The 15,154-nt window shown below is 57.5% G+C and carries 12 protein-coding genes; 1 reads left to right on the top strand and 11 read right to left on the bottom strand.

All coding sequences use genetic code 11. The features are described 5' to 3' along the window. Positions 1 to 52: 52 nt before the first annotated feature. From GT003_RS03635 to metH, 10 genes are all read right to left on the bottom strand, one after another. Positions 53 to 1,069, bottom strand: a complete 1,017-nt coding sequence (locus tag GT003_RS03635; RefSeq protein ID WP_204798860.1) for an SAM-dependent methyltransferase — start codon at positions 1,067 to 1,069, stop codon at positions 53 to 55. Then, positions 1,066 to 1,848 (bottom strand): ABC transporter ATP-binding protein, encoded by a 783-nt coding sequence (locus GT003_RS03630; RefSeq protein WP_161694535.1) that lies wholly within the window; start codon positions 1,846 to 1,848, stop codon positions 1,066 to 1,068. Before GT003_RS03630 ends, GT003_RS03635 begins: the two co-directional genes overlap by 4 nt. 19 nt (positions 1,849 to 1,867) lie before the next feature. Then, entirely contained in the window at positions 1,868 to 2,176 is a 309-nt protein-coding gene (locus GT003_RS03625) for a cyclic-phosphate processing receiver domain-containing protein (RefSeq protein ID WP_161694533.1), read from the bottom strand. A gap of 7 nt (positions 2,177 to 2,183) precedes the next feature. Next, positions 2,184 to 3,014 carry a deoxyribonuclease IV gene (locus tag GT003_RS03620; protein WP_161694530.1) on the bottom strand — a complete coding sequence of 277 codons (831 nt, stop codon included), beginning with the start codon at positions 3,012 to 3,014 and terminating at the stop codon, positions 2,184 to 2,186. Between the two features lie 6 nt (positions 3,015 to 3,020). Beyond that, positions 3,021 to 3,863 carry an Fpg/Nei family DNA glycosylase gene (locus GT003_RS03615; protein ID WP_161694527.1) on the bottom strand — a complete coding sequence of 281 codons (843 nt, stop codon included), beginning with the start codon at positions 3,861 to 3,863 and terminating at the stop codon, positions 3,021 to 3,023. Between the two features lie 19 nt (positions 3,864 to 3,882). Further along, a complete protein-coding gene (locus GT003_RS03610) occupies positions 3,883 to 4,707 on the bottom strand; it encodes a TIGR01457 family HAD-type hydrolase (protein ID WP_161694525.1) in 825 nt (274 codons plus the stop codon). Positions 4,708 to 4,712: 5 nt separating this feature from the next. Continuing rightward, a complete protein-coding gene (locus tag GT003_RS03605; RefSeq protein WP_239565615.1) occupies positions 4,713 to 6,212 on the bottom strand; it encodes a ribonuclease H-like domain-containing protein in 1,500 nt (499 codons plus the stop codon). A gap of 90 nt (positions 6,213 to 6,302) precedes the next feature. After that, complete coding sequence (locus GT003_RS03600; protein ID WP_161695280.1) at positions 6,303 to 8,549, bottom strand: DEAD/DEAH box helicase; 2,247 nt, start codon at positions 8,547 to 8,549, stop codon at positions 6,303 to 6,305. 194 nt (positions 8,550 to 8,743) lie between these two features. Continuing rightward, positions 8,744 to 9,685 carry a ribonuclease Z gene (gene rnz, locus GT003_RS03595; protein ID WP_161694523.1) on the bottom strand — a complete coding sequence of 314 codons (942 nt, stop codon included), beginning with the start codon at positions 9,683 to 9,685 and terminating at the stop codon, positions 8,744 to 8,746. 176 nt (positions 9,686 to 9,861) lie between these two features. Further along, a complete protein-coding gene (gene metH / locus GT003_RS03590) occupies positions 9,862 to 13,299 on the bottom strand; it encodes a methionine synthase (RefSeq protein ID WP_161694520.1) in 3,438 nt (1,145 codons plus the stop codon). Positions 13,300 to 13,528: 229 nt separating this feature from the next. On the opposite strand from metH, the gene GT003_RS03585 reads away from it, so the two are divergent. After that, positions 13,529 to 14,065, top strand: coding sequence for a 1,2-dihydroxy-3-keto-5-methylthiopentene dioxygenase (locus GT003_RS03585; protein ID WP_161694517.1), 537 nt, complete (start codon positions 13,529 to 13,531; stop codon positions 14,063 to 14,065). Positions 14,066 to 14,366: 301 nt separating this feature from the next. On the opposite strand, the gene GT003_RS03580 is transcribed toward GT003_RS03585, so the two are convergent. Continuing rightward, positions 14,367 to 15,152 (bottom strand): HAD family hydrolase, encoded by a 786-nt coding sequence (locus tag GT003_RS03580; protein WP_161694515.1) that lies wholly within the window; start codon positions 15,150 to 15,152, stop codon positions 14,367 to 14,369. Between the last annotated feature and the right edge of the window lie 2 nt (positions 15,153 to 15,154).

The following is a 15,154-nucleotide window of genomic DNA, read 5'->3' as shown; positions in this document are numbered from 1 at the left end:
CCTGCCCGTTCAGGATGCTTTCCTGTACGTGTCTTTATCATGATGGATCTAATTATCGCTTTACCAAGTATAACGTGATTTCGTCCCGATTGTGGAACAATTGCTTCGCCTTGCGCAGCTCGAACACGGTCTCCAGCTTCGATACGACGTCCCTGATCGTCTGCAGCGGCTTCTTGTGCATCAGCTTGACGGTAATTACGGCTGCCGCCCCGTCGCGCAGCGCGTCCGCTTTCTCCAGCACCAGCTTGGCCATCTGCATCGGGCTCCAGCTCATGTCGCACACAAGCAGATCGAAGGTGCCCGGCGCAAACTGAACGTCCGAGGCATTTTTCTTTAATGCCGTTAAACGCGGATAAGCCGCAAGCTTCGGATGTAGCTCCGCGGGATCGACGGATGTGACGCGAAGGCCGCGCTCCAGGAGCAGCTGCGTCCAGCCCCCCGGTGCCGCGCCGATGTCGAGCGCTTCCCGGAAGGTTTCCAGATACAGCTTGAATGCCCGTTCCGCTTCCAGCAGCTTAAACTTCGCTCGCGAAATCTGGTCATCCTCGCGTTGAAACCGAATGGCGCCTCCGGGCCAGTCCGACAGCTGCTCGGCAGGCGTTCCCCAGCCGACGTACAGCTCGCTCTGTCCTGCGAAGATGGACAGAATTTGCTCCGGCGACTGCATCGTCGTTTCCCCACCCAGCTCCATGATGACGGCATCCAATACCGCTTTCGTGTCCGCCGCGGAATAGGGAAACGACGTGCCTTCGACGCGCCTTAGATGAATCGCCGTCGATCCGTTCTCCCAGCGCATCCGCGCATGCCGAACAAGCTCGGACAGCGCTTGAAGGTCGTCGGCATTGCCCTGAATCGGCACGATGCGGTCGATCGGCTGGATATGACGCAGAAATATCGGTTCGCTCTCCTGCAGCTTCGCCAGCATTTCCTCGCGGTTCAGAGGCACGTCAATCCGAAATACTTCCCCCGCGATAAGCTGTGTAAATTTAATGCCCTGAATCATTCTGCGAAGCTCTTCCATCGCAAGCGAGGCAAAGCCGTGATTCGCGGTTCCAATCCATTCTGTCACTGCGTTCTTCCTCCTGGTAATGCCCTTATCCACGGGCGGTCGTCTGCCCAATGAACTTCCACGGGCCAATCGTAAGCGGAGCTAAGCCACTCCGCGCTCAATACGTCTTTCTTCGGTCCCGCAGCCACGATCTCGCCGTTCTGCACAAGCGCGACATGCGTGAACAGCGGAACGATTTCTTCCATATGATGCGTAACGTACACGACCATCATATCGCGCGAGCCGAGCCGGTCTAGATCGATCAACAGCTTCTCGCGTTCATAGAGATCCAGGCCGGCGCAAGGCTCGTCCATGATGAGGAGCTTCGGATTCAGCATCAGCGCCCGGGCAAGCATGACTTTCTTCCGTTCGCCCTGCGACAGCGAGCCGAGCGGCTGTTCGGCCACGTGCACCAGGCCCACTTCATCCAACAGCGACAACGACTTCAATCGAACAGCCTCGTCAATCTCCTGGTAGAAACGGAGAAACGCGTATTCGCCCGTCGCCACGACTTCCCAGACCGGGTCGCGAAGCGTCAGTTTCTCCATGACGGATTGGCTGATATAACCGATTTCTTTGCGAACCTCGCGCACGTCGCATTCGCCATATGGATAGCCGAGCACATTGACTTTCCCCGATGTCGGAAATTCGTAGCCGGTTATCATCTCGAGCAGCGTCGTCTTGCCGCAGCCGTTGCGTCCGAGGATGACCCAGTGTTCCCCTTTGTTCATCGTTAAATTAACGCCATTAAGGATTTGTCTATCCCCGCGGCGAAACGTAATGTCCGTTAACGAGATCATGCCAATCCCCCTCCCAAGGTCATTTCTGTTTCATTGGCCCATGATGGATGATGACTTCCGGCGGCGCATGCTGCTGCAGCAAATGAATCATGCTTATGCGTCCGGCCGCGCTTGAGGTGTGAAAATAGCATTCGCGCGGATAGCGTCCGCTGTCCACGATATGCTGCACCACCGCCAAGCCGTTCGGCTGCCCCCAGCCGAGCTCGAAATCCAATGAAAGCACGTCCACCTCTTCATGATCGAGCAGCAGGTTGCACTCCGCTGCCGAAACGGCGAGCACGAAGCCTTGCGGGCATGGCCTGTAATCATCCAAATAGACGTTGATCATCTCGCGATTAGCCTCCCAATTGCCGAATAAGATCCAATTGTCCCTTATGCGAGCCGTCGTTCCCCGAAGGCGTTTCCAATATAAACGGCACAGCCGCCAGCAGCGGATGCCGAAGCAGCCATGCTAATCCCGGCTTGCCGATGAAGCCTTCCCCAAGGATCGCATGCCTGTCCCGCTTCTCTCCGCTAGGGAAGACGGAGTCGTTCAAGTGAACGGCCGCGAGATGATCGATGACACCGAGCTCCGCGGCTTTGTCCATCCAAGGAGCATCGGGACTTCCATCCCAGACGCCGCTCGCGAACAGATGGCAGGTGTCCAGACAAAAGCCGATTTTGTCGGCACCGGCGCACAATCCGCGGATTTGCGCCAGCTCTTCCATCGTCGTGCCCATGAACGTATGATCGCCCGCTTGGTTCTCGATGAGCAGCTTCGCCCTGCCGCTCCACTGCTGCGTAATCGCGCTCAGCGTGACGACCGCGTTCCGATACCCTTCCAGCGGATCGGGCCCTTTGTAGACGCCGAAATGAACGACGACGCCGAGCGAGCCGCATGCTTCGGCGATCTCCAGGTCGTTCAACAAGGACAATACGGTTCGCGCGCGATGGTCCGCATCCTCCGATGCGATATTCGTCGGGTAGGGAGAATGCGCGATCGACGCGAGGCCGTGCTCGGAACAGAATTCGGCGCATCGTTCCGCCTCGGCGCGATCGAACGGCTTCACCGACAGGCTGCGCGGATTCTTAGGAAAATACTGATAGGCCTGCGCCCCGCAAGCGGCCGCCCTTCTCGCCGCTTCACGGTAGCCCCCCCGCGTGGAAACATGAAGTCCGGCCCGCATGCCCGGTTACCGGTCCTTCTGGCAGGATGGGCAATAAAAGAGCTTTCGCGAGTTCAGCTCGGTTTGAACGATCTCGGCGCCGCAGCGCGGACAAGCTTCCCCGCCGCGATCGTACACGCGGCAATGGTCGTTGTAGCCGCCGGTCACCGTATCGTCGGCGGTCAACGGAAGCTCCATATAGCCGCCATGCGCGACGGCATCGTTAAGCACGGCATGCATGGCCCGATATATGCGTTCCCAAGAGTCCGGTTCGATCGCGTTGATGCGGGCATCCGGCCGGATACCGGCTTCGAACGCGATTTCGTCCGCGTAGCAATTGCCGATGCCGGCGATGACATGCTGGTCGACGAACGCGGTTTTGAACGAACCTCGTTTGCTCTTGAAGCGATCCTTGAAAGCCTCCGGCGTCAGCCTTGGATCGAACGGATCCGGCCCGAGTTCTGCGAGCCGAGCGTTCGCTTCTTTCACGGTGAGCAGATGAAGATAACCCAGCCGCAGCCCGATAAAGCACAAGTCGCCGGCCGGGAACCCGATCGTCACCTGAACGGTGCGCTCCGGCCGCTCGGGCGGAAGCCCCTCCTCCGTCAGCAGCGTATGCGATTCGTACCGGATCAGTCCGCCGAGCATCAGATGCAGCAGCAGTCTTTTTCCGTTATCGAGGTGAAAGAGGATCATTTTGCCGCGCCGCTCCACGAACCACACGGTGCGGCCGACCAACTCCTGCTCGAATGTTTCGACGGGAACGTTAATCGACTTCGGTCTCGTCACGAGCACCTTCGTAATGGGCTGGCCGGCGATGCGCCCCGCCAGCAGTCTGCGATAATGTTCCATTTCCGGATATTCCGGCATACCAACAACTTCCTTCCTATCAGCGCTGCCTTTGATCGGTCAGCTGGCTGCCTAGCCATTCCCGCAATCGATGCAGGTCCGCGATGACCTCGTCGGCCCCGCATCCTGCCGATGCAAGCAGCTCTTTATAATTGTCGCCTGTTGCTACCCCTGTTAATACCAGTACCGATTGACAACCTACAGCATTTCCCGCTGCAATATCGGTCGCCGGGTTATCCCCAATCACCCAGGTTTCATTCGGTTCGAGCCCGAGACGCTTCAATGCAAAATGCATCTGTATCGCGGATGGCTTGCCGATCACGACCGGCTCCGCGCCGGAAGCGGCCCGAATGACAGCGGAAATCGAGCCCGCGCCGGGAATCAAGCCGTTCTCCGACGGCAGCAGCAGATCGGGATTCGTCAATATGTACTGCGCGCCGCCCCGGATATGCCGGACGGCGGCGGTGATCTTATCGTAGGTCAGCGAACGGTCAATGCCCTGCACGACCAGTTCGGGCGCTTCGTCGTCCAGCTGCAAGCCCGCTTCCCGAAGCGCGGCAAGAAGCCCGGCTTCGCCGACCGCATGAACGCGCGCGCCAGGGCTGCGTTCGGCAATATAGGCGGCGGCCGCCTGCGCGGACGTGCATACGTCATCCGGCATCGCCGGAATCCCCATGCCGTTCAGCCGATCCGCTACGGCTTCCGGCGTTGCGGACGAATTATTCGTTACGTACAAATAGCGGATCTCTTCCTTGCGCAGCATGTGTATCAACGCGTCCGCGCCGGGAATCATCTTGCTTCCGTGATACAAGGTCCCATCCAAATCGATCAACAATCCCCGGAGGTGATTGACCCCGTTCCCCATGCTGCTCACCCCTTCGATCGTTTCAAGCGCAAGCGTTCGATCCGCTTGCGAATTAAGTCCAGCTCGGTTCTTCGCTTGCTCTGCACGCGGTGGCCGGCTTGCCGCCGCGCCGCCATCTCAAGCGCCTGCTCCGCCAAGAGCAGCGCCTGCTCAAGTTCCTTGGTTCGATGCTCGTAATACATGGCCAGCTCGATATGAGCCTCGTAGTCCGGCCAAGTCAAATCGGCCGATAGATGCACGGCCTTCTGCCACAATAACACAGCCCGATGCCAATTTCCACATTTCTTGTCGCGTTCGGCCAACAGGCACAGGCACTTGGCGGACGGACGCTCGTGCACGGCAAAGCGGGCATACAGCGATTCCGCAAGCTCCGCCTTCCCCATCCGCTCCAGCCACAACCCCGTGCGGAGCAGCTCCTCGGCTTCATCCGGCAGAGGAATACGAGTTCCCATCCCGCCGCCAAGAAAATGGCCGAAACGAATCGCCAGCGCTGCCAGCGAGAGCATATCCGTCTCGTTATGCTCGAAGACGCCAAGCAGCGGTTCCGGATTAGCGTCGGCGAGATATTGGAAATAAATCGCCGGCGCCAGCGATCCGGGCACATCGTCTTCGCGCTTGATGCCTAGCCGCTCCTCTTCCACGTGGCTGAGCCTGCAGGAAACGAGGGTGTTGCGCCAGACGGAACGGGACGGATGCAGCAGGTCGATATGAACCGGATTCCATTCGAACGACCGATGCCCGTGCAGAATAAACCGATTATACAAGACCGGCCAGTCGAACGTGCGGCCGTTGTACGTGACGAGATGCGTGAAGCTCGGCAGCAGCGCGCGCAAATAGCCGATCATGGCGCGTTCCTCGGCGGGATGACGGATCAGCATTTGCTTGACGATAAACATGTCGTCCAGCATGTAGGCCAGCCCGACCATGAACGGTACATTGCCGGCGCCGACGCCGAGTCCCGTCGTTTCTAAGTCAAGAAACAACAGATTCATAACGCCATGATCATCGCTGTCCGCGCGGTTAAAGGCCGCCAAAGCCGGCTGCGTCTCCACCAGCTCGGCGAGCCGATGCGATCCGTGCCAATGGGCCAATGGGTAGCGGCTCTCCCGAACGAGGAAATCGCCATCCGCAGACTCGATCAACTGAACGCCAAGCTCTTCCCACGCCGGCTCGAGCGATTGCTTGTGGGGTTCGCTCTCTTCATCTACGTGCTTAGGATCTGCGTGCGCAGCACGATTATCGTCACCAGCGGACGTCCGCAGCACGCCATTGTTGAATGCGATCGAAGCATGCACGGCAACGCCATCGGCAATATCGGGGCCGGGCACCACGGCTGAAGTATCGATCGGGTTGTCCATTGATGACGGCATCGGACTGTTTATGGATGACGGCACCGGATTTTCCATGGAAGACGCCGCAGGACTTTCCGGCATGCCCGCGAGCCGTTCCGCCTGCGCGGCCTGCGTGCTGCGAAGCCGAAGCAGCCGGTCTCTTAGGCCGCTCATACGATTACCTCCGATTTCGCTGCCGTCTGCGTCTGTCTCCATGGAGCCAGACCGGGAAGTGAAATGAGCATGGATAAACAATCCCGCATATTACAACCCCTCCAACAACAGCAAACTTTTCTTCTTCGCGTCCATGCCCTCGATGTCCGAGCCGATGCAGGACGGACAGCCGTCTTCGCACGGACATCTCCGAATCAAATCGCCCGCGGCTGTTTTTACCTCGTCGAACCGTTTATACACGTCGTCGGCAAGCCCGATGCCGCCGGGATAATGATCATAGATGAAGATCGTGGGCAGGCCGGTATGATCGGCTTTGATCTGCGCCACGACATGCACGTCGCTGCGATCGCACATGACCAGCACCGGAACGATATGGCTCAATACGCTTGCGATGCCGAGCAGCAACTGCTCCAGCGTCTTCGTCCCGAGCCGGGAATCGACATCGCGGATCTCCAGCCACGTTCCGCTCGTATGCAGCTCCTGTTCCGGCAGGTGAATGGGCCCGCTGCCGATATTTTCGCCGCTGGAAAGCCGGATTTTCTTGAAAATCGTAGGAATCGCCGTCACGCTGACGTCGCCGTAATGAATGGTGCCCGCCGTGCGTTCGCTGGTCCGGTCGATTTCCAGCACCTTGGTGTGCACCGCCAAGTTGGCGTCCGTGTAATATTCGACGTCCACCTCGCGCACGTAGGCTTTCTTATGGTCCCAGTCCAGTTTCTCCACCTGGAACTGCACGCCTTGATGCAGATAGATCGCCTCGTCGTGCAGCAGCGTCATGGCGCTGAAGCGGTCCATCTCTCCGATGATCTTGACGTCGCCGGTCACGGATTGATCGATGATGACGACGTTCTCCTGGGAAGCGGATCTCAGGCTGATATTGCTTGCCGGGAATGCGAGATTCGCCCAGTAGAACGTATCCTTGTTCTTGTTCAGCACCCGTTCTTCAACCAGATATTCCATGATATCCGCTACGTCGAGCGGGCCGAAGGACTCCGTTTCCTTGAACGGCAGCTCGTAAGCCGCGCACTTGAGATGATCCACGAGAATTAGCAGATTTTCCGGATTGATGCGGGCGTATTCGGGCGTGCGTTCGAAGAAATAGTCCGGATTCTGGACGATGTACTGGTCGATAGGCGTAGAGCTCGCTACCATGACGATCAGGGCTTCGCCGTGCCTCCTGCCAGCCCTGCCCGCCTGCTGCCACGTGCTCGCGATGCTGCCGGGATAGCCCGTCATGATGCATACCTGCAGCTGCCCGATATCCATGCCGAGCTCCAAAGCGTTCGTGCTGACAACCCCGATGATTTCGCCGTCCCTGAGGCCCCGCTCGATCTCCCGCCGCTGCTTCGGCAGATAACCGCCGCGGTAGCCTCGAATCGATTTGGCGCCCAACTCGTTGCGGACGAGCTCCTGAATATGGCTGAGAATCAATTCGACGCGCACCCGGCTCCGCGCGAAAACGATGGTCTGGATTTTGTTACGGAGAAAATCGCGGGCCAGCTGGTTGACCTCGACCGTCGCGCTCTTGCGAATATTGAGCGGTTTGTTGACGATCGGCGGGTTATAGAATACAAAATGCTTGCGTCCGCTCGGCGCTCCGTTGTCATCGATCAATCGCATCTGGCAGCCCGTTAGCTGCTCGGCCAATGCTCTCGGATTCGCGATCGTCGCCGACGTGCAGATGAAGACGGGGTCGCTTCCGTAAAACTTGCAAATCCGTCTTAGTCTGCGGATCACGTTCGCCACATGGCTGCCGAAAACCCCGCGGTACGTGTGCAGCTCGTCGATTACGACGAATTTCAGGTTCTCGAACAGGCTCACCCATTTGGTGTGATGCGGCAGGATCGCCGAATGCAGCATATCGGGATTCGTGATGACGATATGGCCGGCTTTCCGTACGACCTGCCGAATGGTCGGGGACGTATCCCCATCGTAGGTGTAGCTCTTGATATCGATGCCCATCTCGCCGATGATCTCGTTCAATTCGCTCTTCTGGTCTTGCGCAAGCGCCTTGGTCGGGAAAATATACAGCGCGCGGCTCGAATCGTCGGAGGCGATCGCCTGCAGCACGGGCAGGTTATAGCACATCGTTTTGCCCGAAGCGGTCGGCGTGACGGCTACGATATTCTCGCCCTTGTCCACCGCCTCATAGGCAGAATGCTGATGCGTATACAGCTCCGTTATGCCGCGCCGGACGAGCGCATCCCGAATACGGGCATCCACGCTTTCGGGTATCGGCCTTGCTTTGGCTTCTCGCGGTTCTATTTCATGCCAGTGGATGACATTATCGTTACTGCGCAGCTCTTGGATCAGCTCCGGCAAAATTTTCTTTTTCAACATAAACGGCTCACCTCTTATATGCACCATTTTAGCGAATATCTGTTCGCTTGACTAGCGAGAAGTCAAAAAAGCACGGCAGCGGTGAACCGGCACGCAAAAAAGCCCCCGAACGGGCCGAATGGCTTCGACTCCTATCCGAGGGCGCAACCCTAGTCGGTTCATAGCGCTGCAACTATCCAGTAACGGAATGCTCAACCTTCTGACGTTCGTGAAGGTTTAGACACGTGAAAATCGATCATTTCCACGGCAGGCTCGATCCCCGCAAAAATTTCTTTCACGCCGTTCGCCAGTTCAGCCACCTGCTCGTCGTCGTACCGAGAGCTGAAGTGAGTCACGATCATCCGCTTCGCTCCCGCGTCCCTGGCGGTTTCCGCTGCTTGCGCGAACGTCGAATGGCCGTACGAGGCAGCCTTTTCTTCGAGCCCTCCCGCAAACGTCGCTTCGTGAACGAGCAGATCCGCCTGCTTCGCAAGCAGGACCGCGTTCCCGCAAGGACGGGTGTCGCCCAGAATCGTAACGACGCGCCCCGGCTGCATATCGCCGACGACATCGGATGCCCTGATCGTCCGCCCATCCTGGAGCGCGACATCCTCGCCTCGCTTCAGCCTGCCGTACCAAGGTCCCGGCGGAACGTTCAACTCCGCCAGCCGGCGCAAGTTGAGCTGACCGAACTGCGGCCGTTCCGTAATCCGGTAGCCGAAGCAAGGCATGCGGTGCTGAAGCTCTGCGGCTTCCACGATATACCGGTCGTCGGCGACGACCTCGCCCGCGCTGATTTCGATGACGTTCAGCTCATAATTCAGATGCACGCCGGTCAACTCGAAGATGCCGTTCAAGTAACTGCTCAGGCCGGTCGGGCCATAGATCGCCAGCGGACCCGCGCCTTCAAAATAGCTCCTGCTGCTGAGCAGGCCCGGCAGGCCATTAATATGATCGCCATGCATGTGCGTGATGAAGATTCGCTCCAGCTTGTTCAGCTTGAGCTTGGTGCCGAGCATGCGATGCTGCGTGCCCTCGCCGGCATCGAACAACCAGAAGGCGCATTGCGGTTCGGGCAGCGACAGGGCGATCGATGTGACGTTGCGGGTTCTGGTCGGCCTGCCTGCGCTGGTGCCGAGAAACGTAAGATGCACGTCGTCTCCTCCATTCCTATGCGAATTGCGATATCGGATTTTCGATACTCCAAAACTGCTGTTCCATACGTCTGACACGATTATCAATACGGCAAGCTCGATCTGCAATACTTATAACAATACCCTCCAAAGGGCACGGTTCATACCATGCTCTGGAGGGTACGCCAACTTTCGGCTTATGCTTTTTCTACGTTGAAATATTGCGCTTCCGGATGCGAGAACACCATTGCGGATACCGATGCCTCCGGTTCCATCATGAAGCCCTCGGTTAACTGCACGCCGATGTCTTCCGGATGCATGAGCTCGAATAACGGTCCTTGGTCCTCGAGATTCGGGCAAGCCGGATAGCCGAACGATACGCGAATGCCTTGGTAACGGGCACCGTGGCGCTGCTTCATCGTCATCTCCGGGTGATCCGGGAAGCCCCAAGTATCGCGCATGAGATGATGGACGCGTTCGGCCATCGCTTCCGCGACTTCGAGCGCCACCGACTGCAGGGCGTGGGAGCGCAAATAGTCGCCTTTATCCTTGAGCTCGCTCGCTTTCTCGCGGACGCCTTCTCCTGCCGTTACGACGAGGAATCCTACGTAATCCATTATACCGCTGTCAACGGATTTCAAGAAATCCGCGAGGCACAGATACGGCTCCACCTGCTGCCGCGGGAACGTGAAGCGTTTGATCTCCACGCCCGGCTGCTGCGGATCGTAGACGATGATGTCGTTGCCCGACGATTGGGCCGGGAAGAAACGGTACATGCCATGCGCCTGCAATTCACCTTTGGCCGCGTCATCCAGCAGGGCGTCTACGGTTGCTTTGAGACTGACTGCTTTCTCGTTGCCTTCCTTGAGGAGGGCATCGACGTTGCCCTTCAGTCCCAGGTGATGGCCAAGCAGCATTTGCATGTTCACGTAAGGCACGATATGCGGAATCGGCACGCTGCGCAGGACGTGGCGCTCGAGGTCCGGCGGAATGTATACCGGCGCATCCGCGGATACGTTCGATTTCACCGCCCGGGTCAGTTCGGGAAGCGGCTTCTTCTCTTCTTCTTCCACGCCGCCGTTCGCTTTGAAGGCGGCCATTTCTTCCTCGTACGCGAGGCGCATGTCGGGATTCATCAGCTTGTTGGCAATATCCAAGCCGTCCATCGCGTCCTTCGCGTACAGAACCAGTCCGTCATATTCGGGGCCGATCCGCGTCTTCGTGAACTTCCGCGTCAGCGCGGCGCCGCCGACCATGATCGGCGCGTCAATGCCGGCATTGCGCAAGTCCTGTGCCGTCACGACCATTTGCGCCGCGGATTTGACCAGCAGTCCGGACAAGCCGATCGCGTCGACCGGCTCTTTGCGGTAGGCTTCGATCAACTGCTCCGGCGGGACCTTGATCCCCAGATTGATGATTTTGTAGCCGTTGTTGGACAAAATGATCTCAACCAAGTTTTTGCCGATATCGTGCACGTCGCCTTTGACGGTCGCAAGGATGATTTTTCCTTTGACCGCGGATTCCGTCTTCTCCATATGAGGCTCCAGATACGTTACCGATGCCTTCATGACTTCGGCGCTCTGCAGCACCTCAGCGACGATCAGCTCGTTGTTGTTGAACAACCGGCCGACTTCTTCCATCCCCCGCATCAGCGGCCCGTTAATGATTTCGAGCGGCGAATACTTGCCCATCGCTTCGTCGAGGTCGGGATACAAGCCTTCCTTCGTGCCTTCCACGACGTACGAGCCGAGACGTTCCTCCAGCGTCAGCGAGGATACCTTCTCCTTCTTCTCGACCTTCTTCTCGCGGAAAGCGGCGACGAACGCCGCAAGCGTCTCGTCGTTCGTGTTATAGATGAGGTCTTCGGCCAAGCGGCGCTCTTCTTCCGGGATGGACGCATAACGCTCAAGCTTCTCCGTGTTGACGATCGCGTAGTCGAGACCGGCTTTCGTGGTGTGGTACAGATACACCGAGTTCAGCACTTCGCGGCCCGCATCCGGCAAGCCGAAGGAGATATTGCTCAAGCCGAGGATCGTCTTCGCCCGCGGATATTTGGCCTTGATCATCTTGATTCCTTCGATCGTCTCTACCGCGGAGCCGATGTATTGCGGATCGCCGGAACCGACCGGGAACATATTCGGATCGAAAATAATATCCTCCGGCTGCATGCCGTACTTCTCCGTCAGCAGCTCGTACGAACGCGTCGCCACTTCCATCTTCGCTTCTCTCGAGACCGCCTGCCCGCGCTCGTCGATAAGAATGCAGACGACCGCAGCGCCGTAACGATGAATGAGCGGCAAAATCTTCTCGAACTTCGATTCGCCATCCTCGAGGTTAATCGAGTTGATAATCGCCTTGCCCTGCGAATATTTAAGCCCCAGCTCGATGATATGGTCGTACGTCGAATCGAGCATGAGCGGTACTTTGATCTTCTTCACGACTTCAGGCAGGAACCGGTGCACCGCGTACTCTTCGTCGATATCCGTATCCTGCAGATTGATATCGATGACATGCGCGCCGCCCTTTACCTGGGCGCGGGCGATTTCGGACGCTTCGTCGAACTTCTCTTCCTTGATCAGCCGCTTGAATTTGCGCGAACCGGAAATATTCGTCCGTTCGCCGATCATGATCGGCCGGTTGTCCTCTTCGATGAAGACGGTCTCGATACCGGAAACGGCAGGCGGATGCTCGCCGTACTGCTTACGGGGCTCATAGTTCGCAAGCGTCTCGGCCATGGCGCGAATATGCTCCGGCGTCGTACCGCAGCAGCCGCCGGCGATGTTCAACCAGCCGTTCGCGGCGAAATCGGCGATCTTCTTCGCGAGCGACGCAGGCGATTCATGATAGTTGCCGTTCTCGTCCGGCAACCCCGCATTCGGATAACAGCTGACCGCCGTACGGGCAATTGCCGACAACGAACGAATGTGGTCGCGCATGAATTCCGGGCCCGTGGCGCAGTTCAAACCGATCGAAATCGGATTCATGTGCTCCAGGGAGATGTAGAAGGATTCGATGTTCTGCCCTGCAAGCGTCGTGCCCATCGGCTCGATCGTTCCCGAGATCATGAGCGGCAGCGTAACGCCCGTCTCCTCGTATGCCTTGTGAATGCCGATCGTGCCGGCTTTGACGTTCAGCGTATCCTGCGAGGTCTCGAGCAGCATGGCATCGACGCCGCCCTCGATCAGCGCCAGTGCCTGCTCGTAATAATCTTCCACGAGCTTATCGAACGTCACCCCGCCCGTAACGGACAGCGTCTTCGTCGTCGGACCGAGCGCGCCCGCCACGAATCTAGGCTTGTCCGGCGTCGAGAATTTATCCGCCGCGGCGCGCGCCAGCTTGGCTGCCGCGAGGTTGATCTCGCGCGCTTTCTCCGGAATATCGTATTCGGCCAGCACGACGCCCGTTGCGCCGAACGTATTGGTCTCGAGAATATCCGCGCCCGCGGCCAAATACGCCTCATGTATATCTTGAATGACGTCCGGCCGGGTCAGCACGAGCATTTCGTTGCATCCCTCCAGCTCTTCGCCGCCAAAATCGTCCGGTCCCAAGTCGCGCTGCTGGATCATCGTTCCCATTGCGCCGTCCAAAATCAATATGCGTTTCGCCATCGTTTCTTGTATTGTGGGTTTCGTCATCGATGCACTTCCCTTCCGAAGCTGCCGCTCGCAAGCCGAACCTTTATCAAGGCCCGCTCAAGGTTCAGCTAAAAATCATTTCCTTATACTCTATCAGAATTCGCCCCTTGTGAAAAGGCATTTTCAACCTTGCAGGCCCGCATCGGCCGCTCAGTCGACAGACCAGCCAAATTGTTTTATAATTATTCTTATCGGAATTACGAAATGAAGTTGAAAGCAGGGGATAAACATGGCAGAAATCCGTATTCGCAGTACGAACGAACGCATTTCCGGCGAAGAGAACGTCCGCGCGTTTCTAGACAAGCAAGAGGTATTGTACGAACACTGGGATGCCGCTAAGCTCCCGGCCGAGCTACAGAACAAATTCGTCCTGAACGACGAGGAGAAAGCCACGGTCCTCTCGACGTACGACTCCGAGATTCGCGACTTGGCTGCACGCCGCGGCTATCAAATCTGGGATGTCATTACCCTGTCGGACGCGACGCCGAATATCGAAGACCTGCTGAAGAAATTCGAGCAAATCCATACGCATACGGAAGACGAAATCCGCGGCATCGTATCGGGACGCGGCATCTTCATCATCAAGGGCGACGAGCAGACGGGTTACTTCGACGTCGAGCTGGAAGCCGGCGACGTGATCTCCGTTCCGGAGAACAAAGCGCATTTCTTCACGTTGATGGACAATCGCGAAATCATTGCCGTTCGCTTGTTTATCGAGAAGGATGGTTGGGTCGCGAACAATATCGAGGATCCTTCGTTCGCATAAGGGCATGACCTGCGGTCGGAATGTGTCTTCGCTCGCTGTTGTCTCCGGATTTCTTTGATTGTATAAGACCATTAAAGGTTGAAATTCGGATGCAAAGGCGACCGCTTACGCTGCTACGACTTCATCCCGACCTCCGGTCACTTCCCGCTAACGCTCACTATTTTAAAAAACAGAAATAAAAGGAGACCTGTCGTTAGATAGGTCTCCTTTTATTTGTTGTTGAATCCGTAATGATTAGCTAGCCCCTGTGCATATAGAACAATTTTGCAACCGCAGCAAGGGAGCATAGCAGCATAAAGGCTTACGCTAACAGCGGTAACAGCTCTTCCAAATGCTTGATTTCATGCGTAGGAATGATTTCATCGGAACGCTTCATGCCGTGCCGGTTCACCCACACCGACGTCATGCCGATCGTATTGGCTCCGAGGATATCCGTTGTCAGCTTGTCGCCGACCATGATGCCGTGCTCAGGCTCGATGCCGAGCTTCTCCAAGGCATGACGGAAGATATCCGCGGATGGCTTGCCTTTCCCGAATTCGCCGGAAATGATGATATGGTCGAAGTAAGGGACGATGTCAGGAACGCCGGCCAGCTTCTCGCGCTGCAGATCCGGGGAGCCGTTGGTCAGCAGCAGCAGCTTGAAGCTGCCCTTGAGCTTGTCCAGCACGGCGAACGTTTCTTCGTAAACGTAAGGACGCTTGCGGCGTTCAGCCGGGAATTGCTCGGCCAGCTGCGCACCCAGCGCTTCGTTATCGATGCCGAGAGCCAGCAGCCCGCGCGTCCAAGCATCCTTGCGGTAACCGGGTGCCAGCTGCTGAAGCTTGCGGAATTCTTCCTGCTCCCCCTCAAGGAAATTCGCCCACAGTCCCTCGAACGGGTTGATGCCGATCATCTTGGTGAACGGGAAAGTCTCATACGATTCATAAAGCCCGCGAGCCTCGCGGCGAACTGCTTCTTCCAACGCTTTCGCATCTACGCCGGTTTGAGCGGCGCCCGCCTCGCAGGTCGCGTCGAACGCTTCCTGCACGCTGCGGTCATCCCACAACAGCGTATCATCCAAATCGAACAGAACTGCTTGTTTAGCCATGG

It is taken from the genome of Paenibacillus sacheonensis, assembly GCF_009909195.1.
In the GTDB taxonomy this organism is placed as follows: Bacteria; Bacillota; Bacilli; order Paenibacillales; family Paenibacillaceae; genus Paenibacillus_Z; species Paenibacillus_Z sacheonensis.
This window is presented reverse-complemented; position numbering and strand designations above follow the sequence as displayed.

Coding starts and splice junctions, on each gene's coding strand:
- GT003_RS03630 (WP_161694535.1), bottom strand. CDS start 1,848: ATGATCTCGTTAACGGACATTACGTTTCGCCGCGGGGATAGACAAATC.
- GT003_RS03625 (WP_161694533.1), bottom strand. CDS start 2,176: ATGATCAACGTCTATTTGGATGATTACAGGCCATGCCCGCAAGGCTTC.
- GT003_RS03620 (WP_161694530.1), bottom strand. CDS start 3,014: ATGCGGGCCGGACTTCATGTTTCCACGCGGGGGGGCTACCGTGAAGCG.
- GT003_RS03615 (WP_161694527.1), bottom strand. CDS start 3,863: ATGCCGGAATATCCGGAAATGGAACATTATCGCAGACTGCTGGCGGGG.
- GT003_RS03610 (WP_161694525.1), bottom strand. CDS start 4,707: ATGGGGAACGGGGTCAATCACCTCCGGGGATTGTTGATCGATTTGGAT.
- GT003_RS03605 (WP_239565615.1), bottom strand. CDS start 6,212: ATGAGCGGCCTAAGAGACCGGCTGCTTCGGCTTCGCAGCACGCAGGCC.
- metH (WP_161694520.1), bottom strand. CDS start 13,299: ATGACGAAACCCACAATACAAGAAACGATGGCGAAACGCATATTGATT.
- GT003_RS03585 (WP_161694517.1), top strand. CDS start 13,529: ATGGCAGAAATCCGTATTCGCAGTACGAACGAACGCATTTCCGGCGAA.
- GT003_RS03580 (WP_161694515.1), bottom strand. CDS start 15,152: ATGGCTAAACAAGCAGTTCTGTTCGATTTGGATGATACGCTGTTGTGG.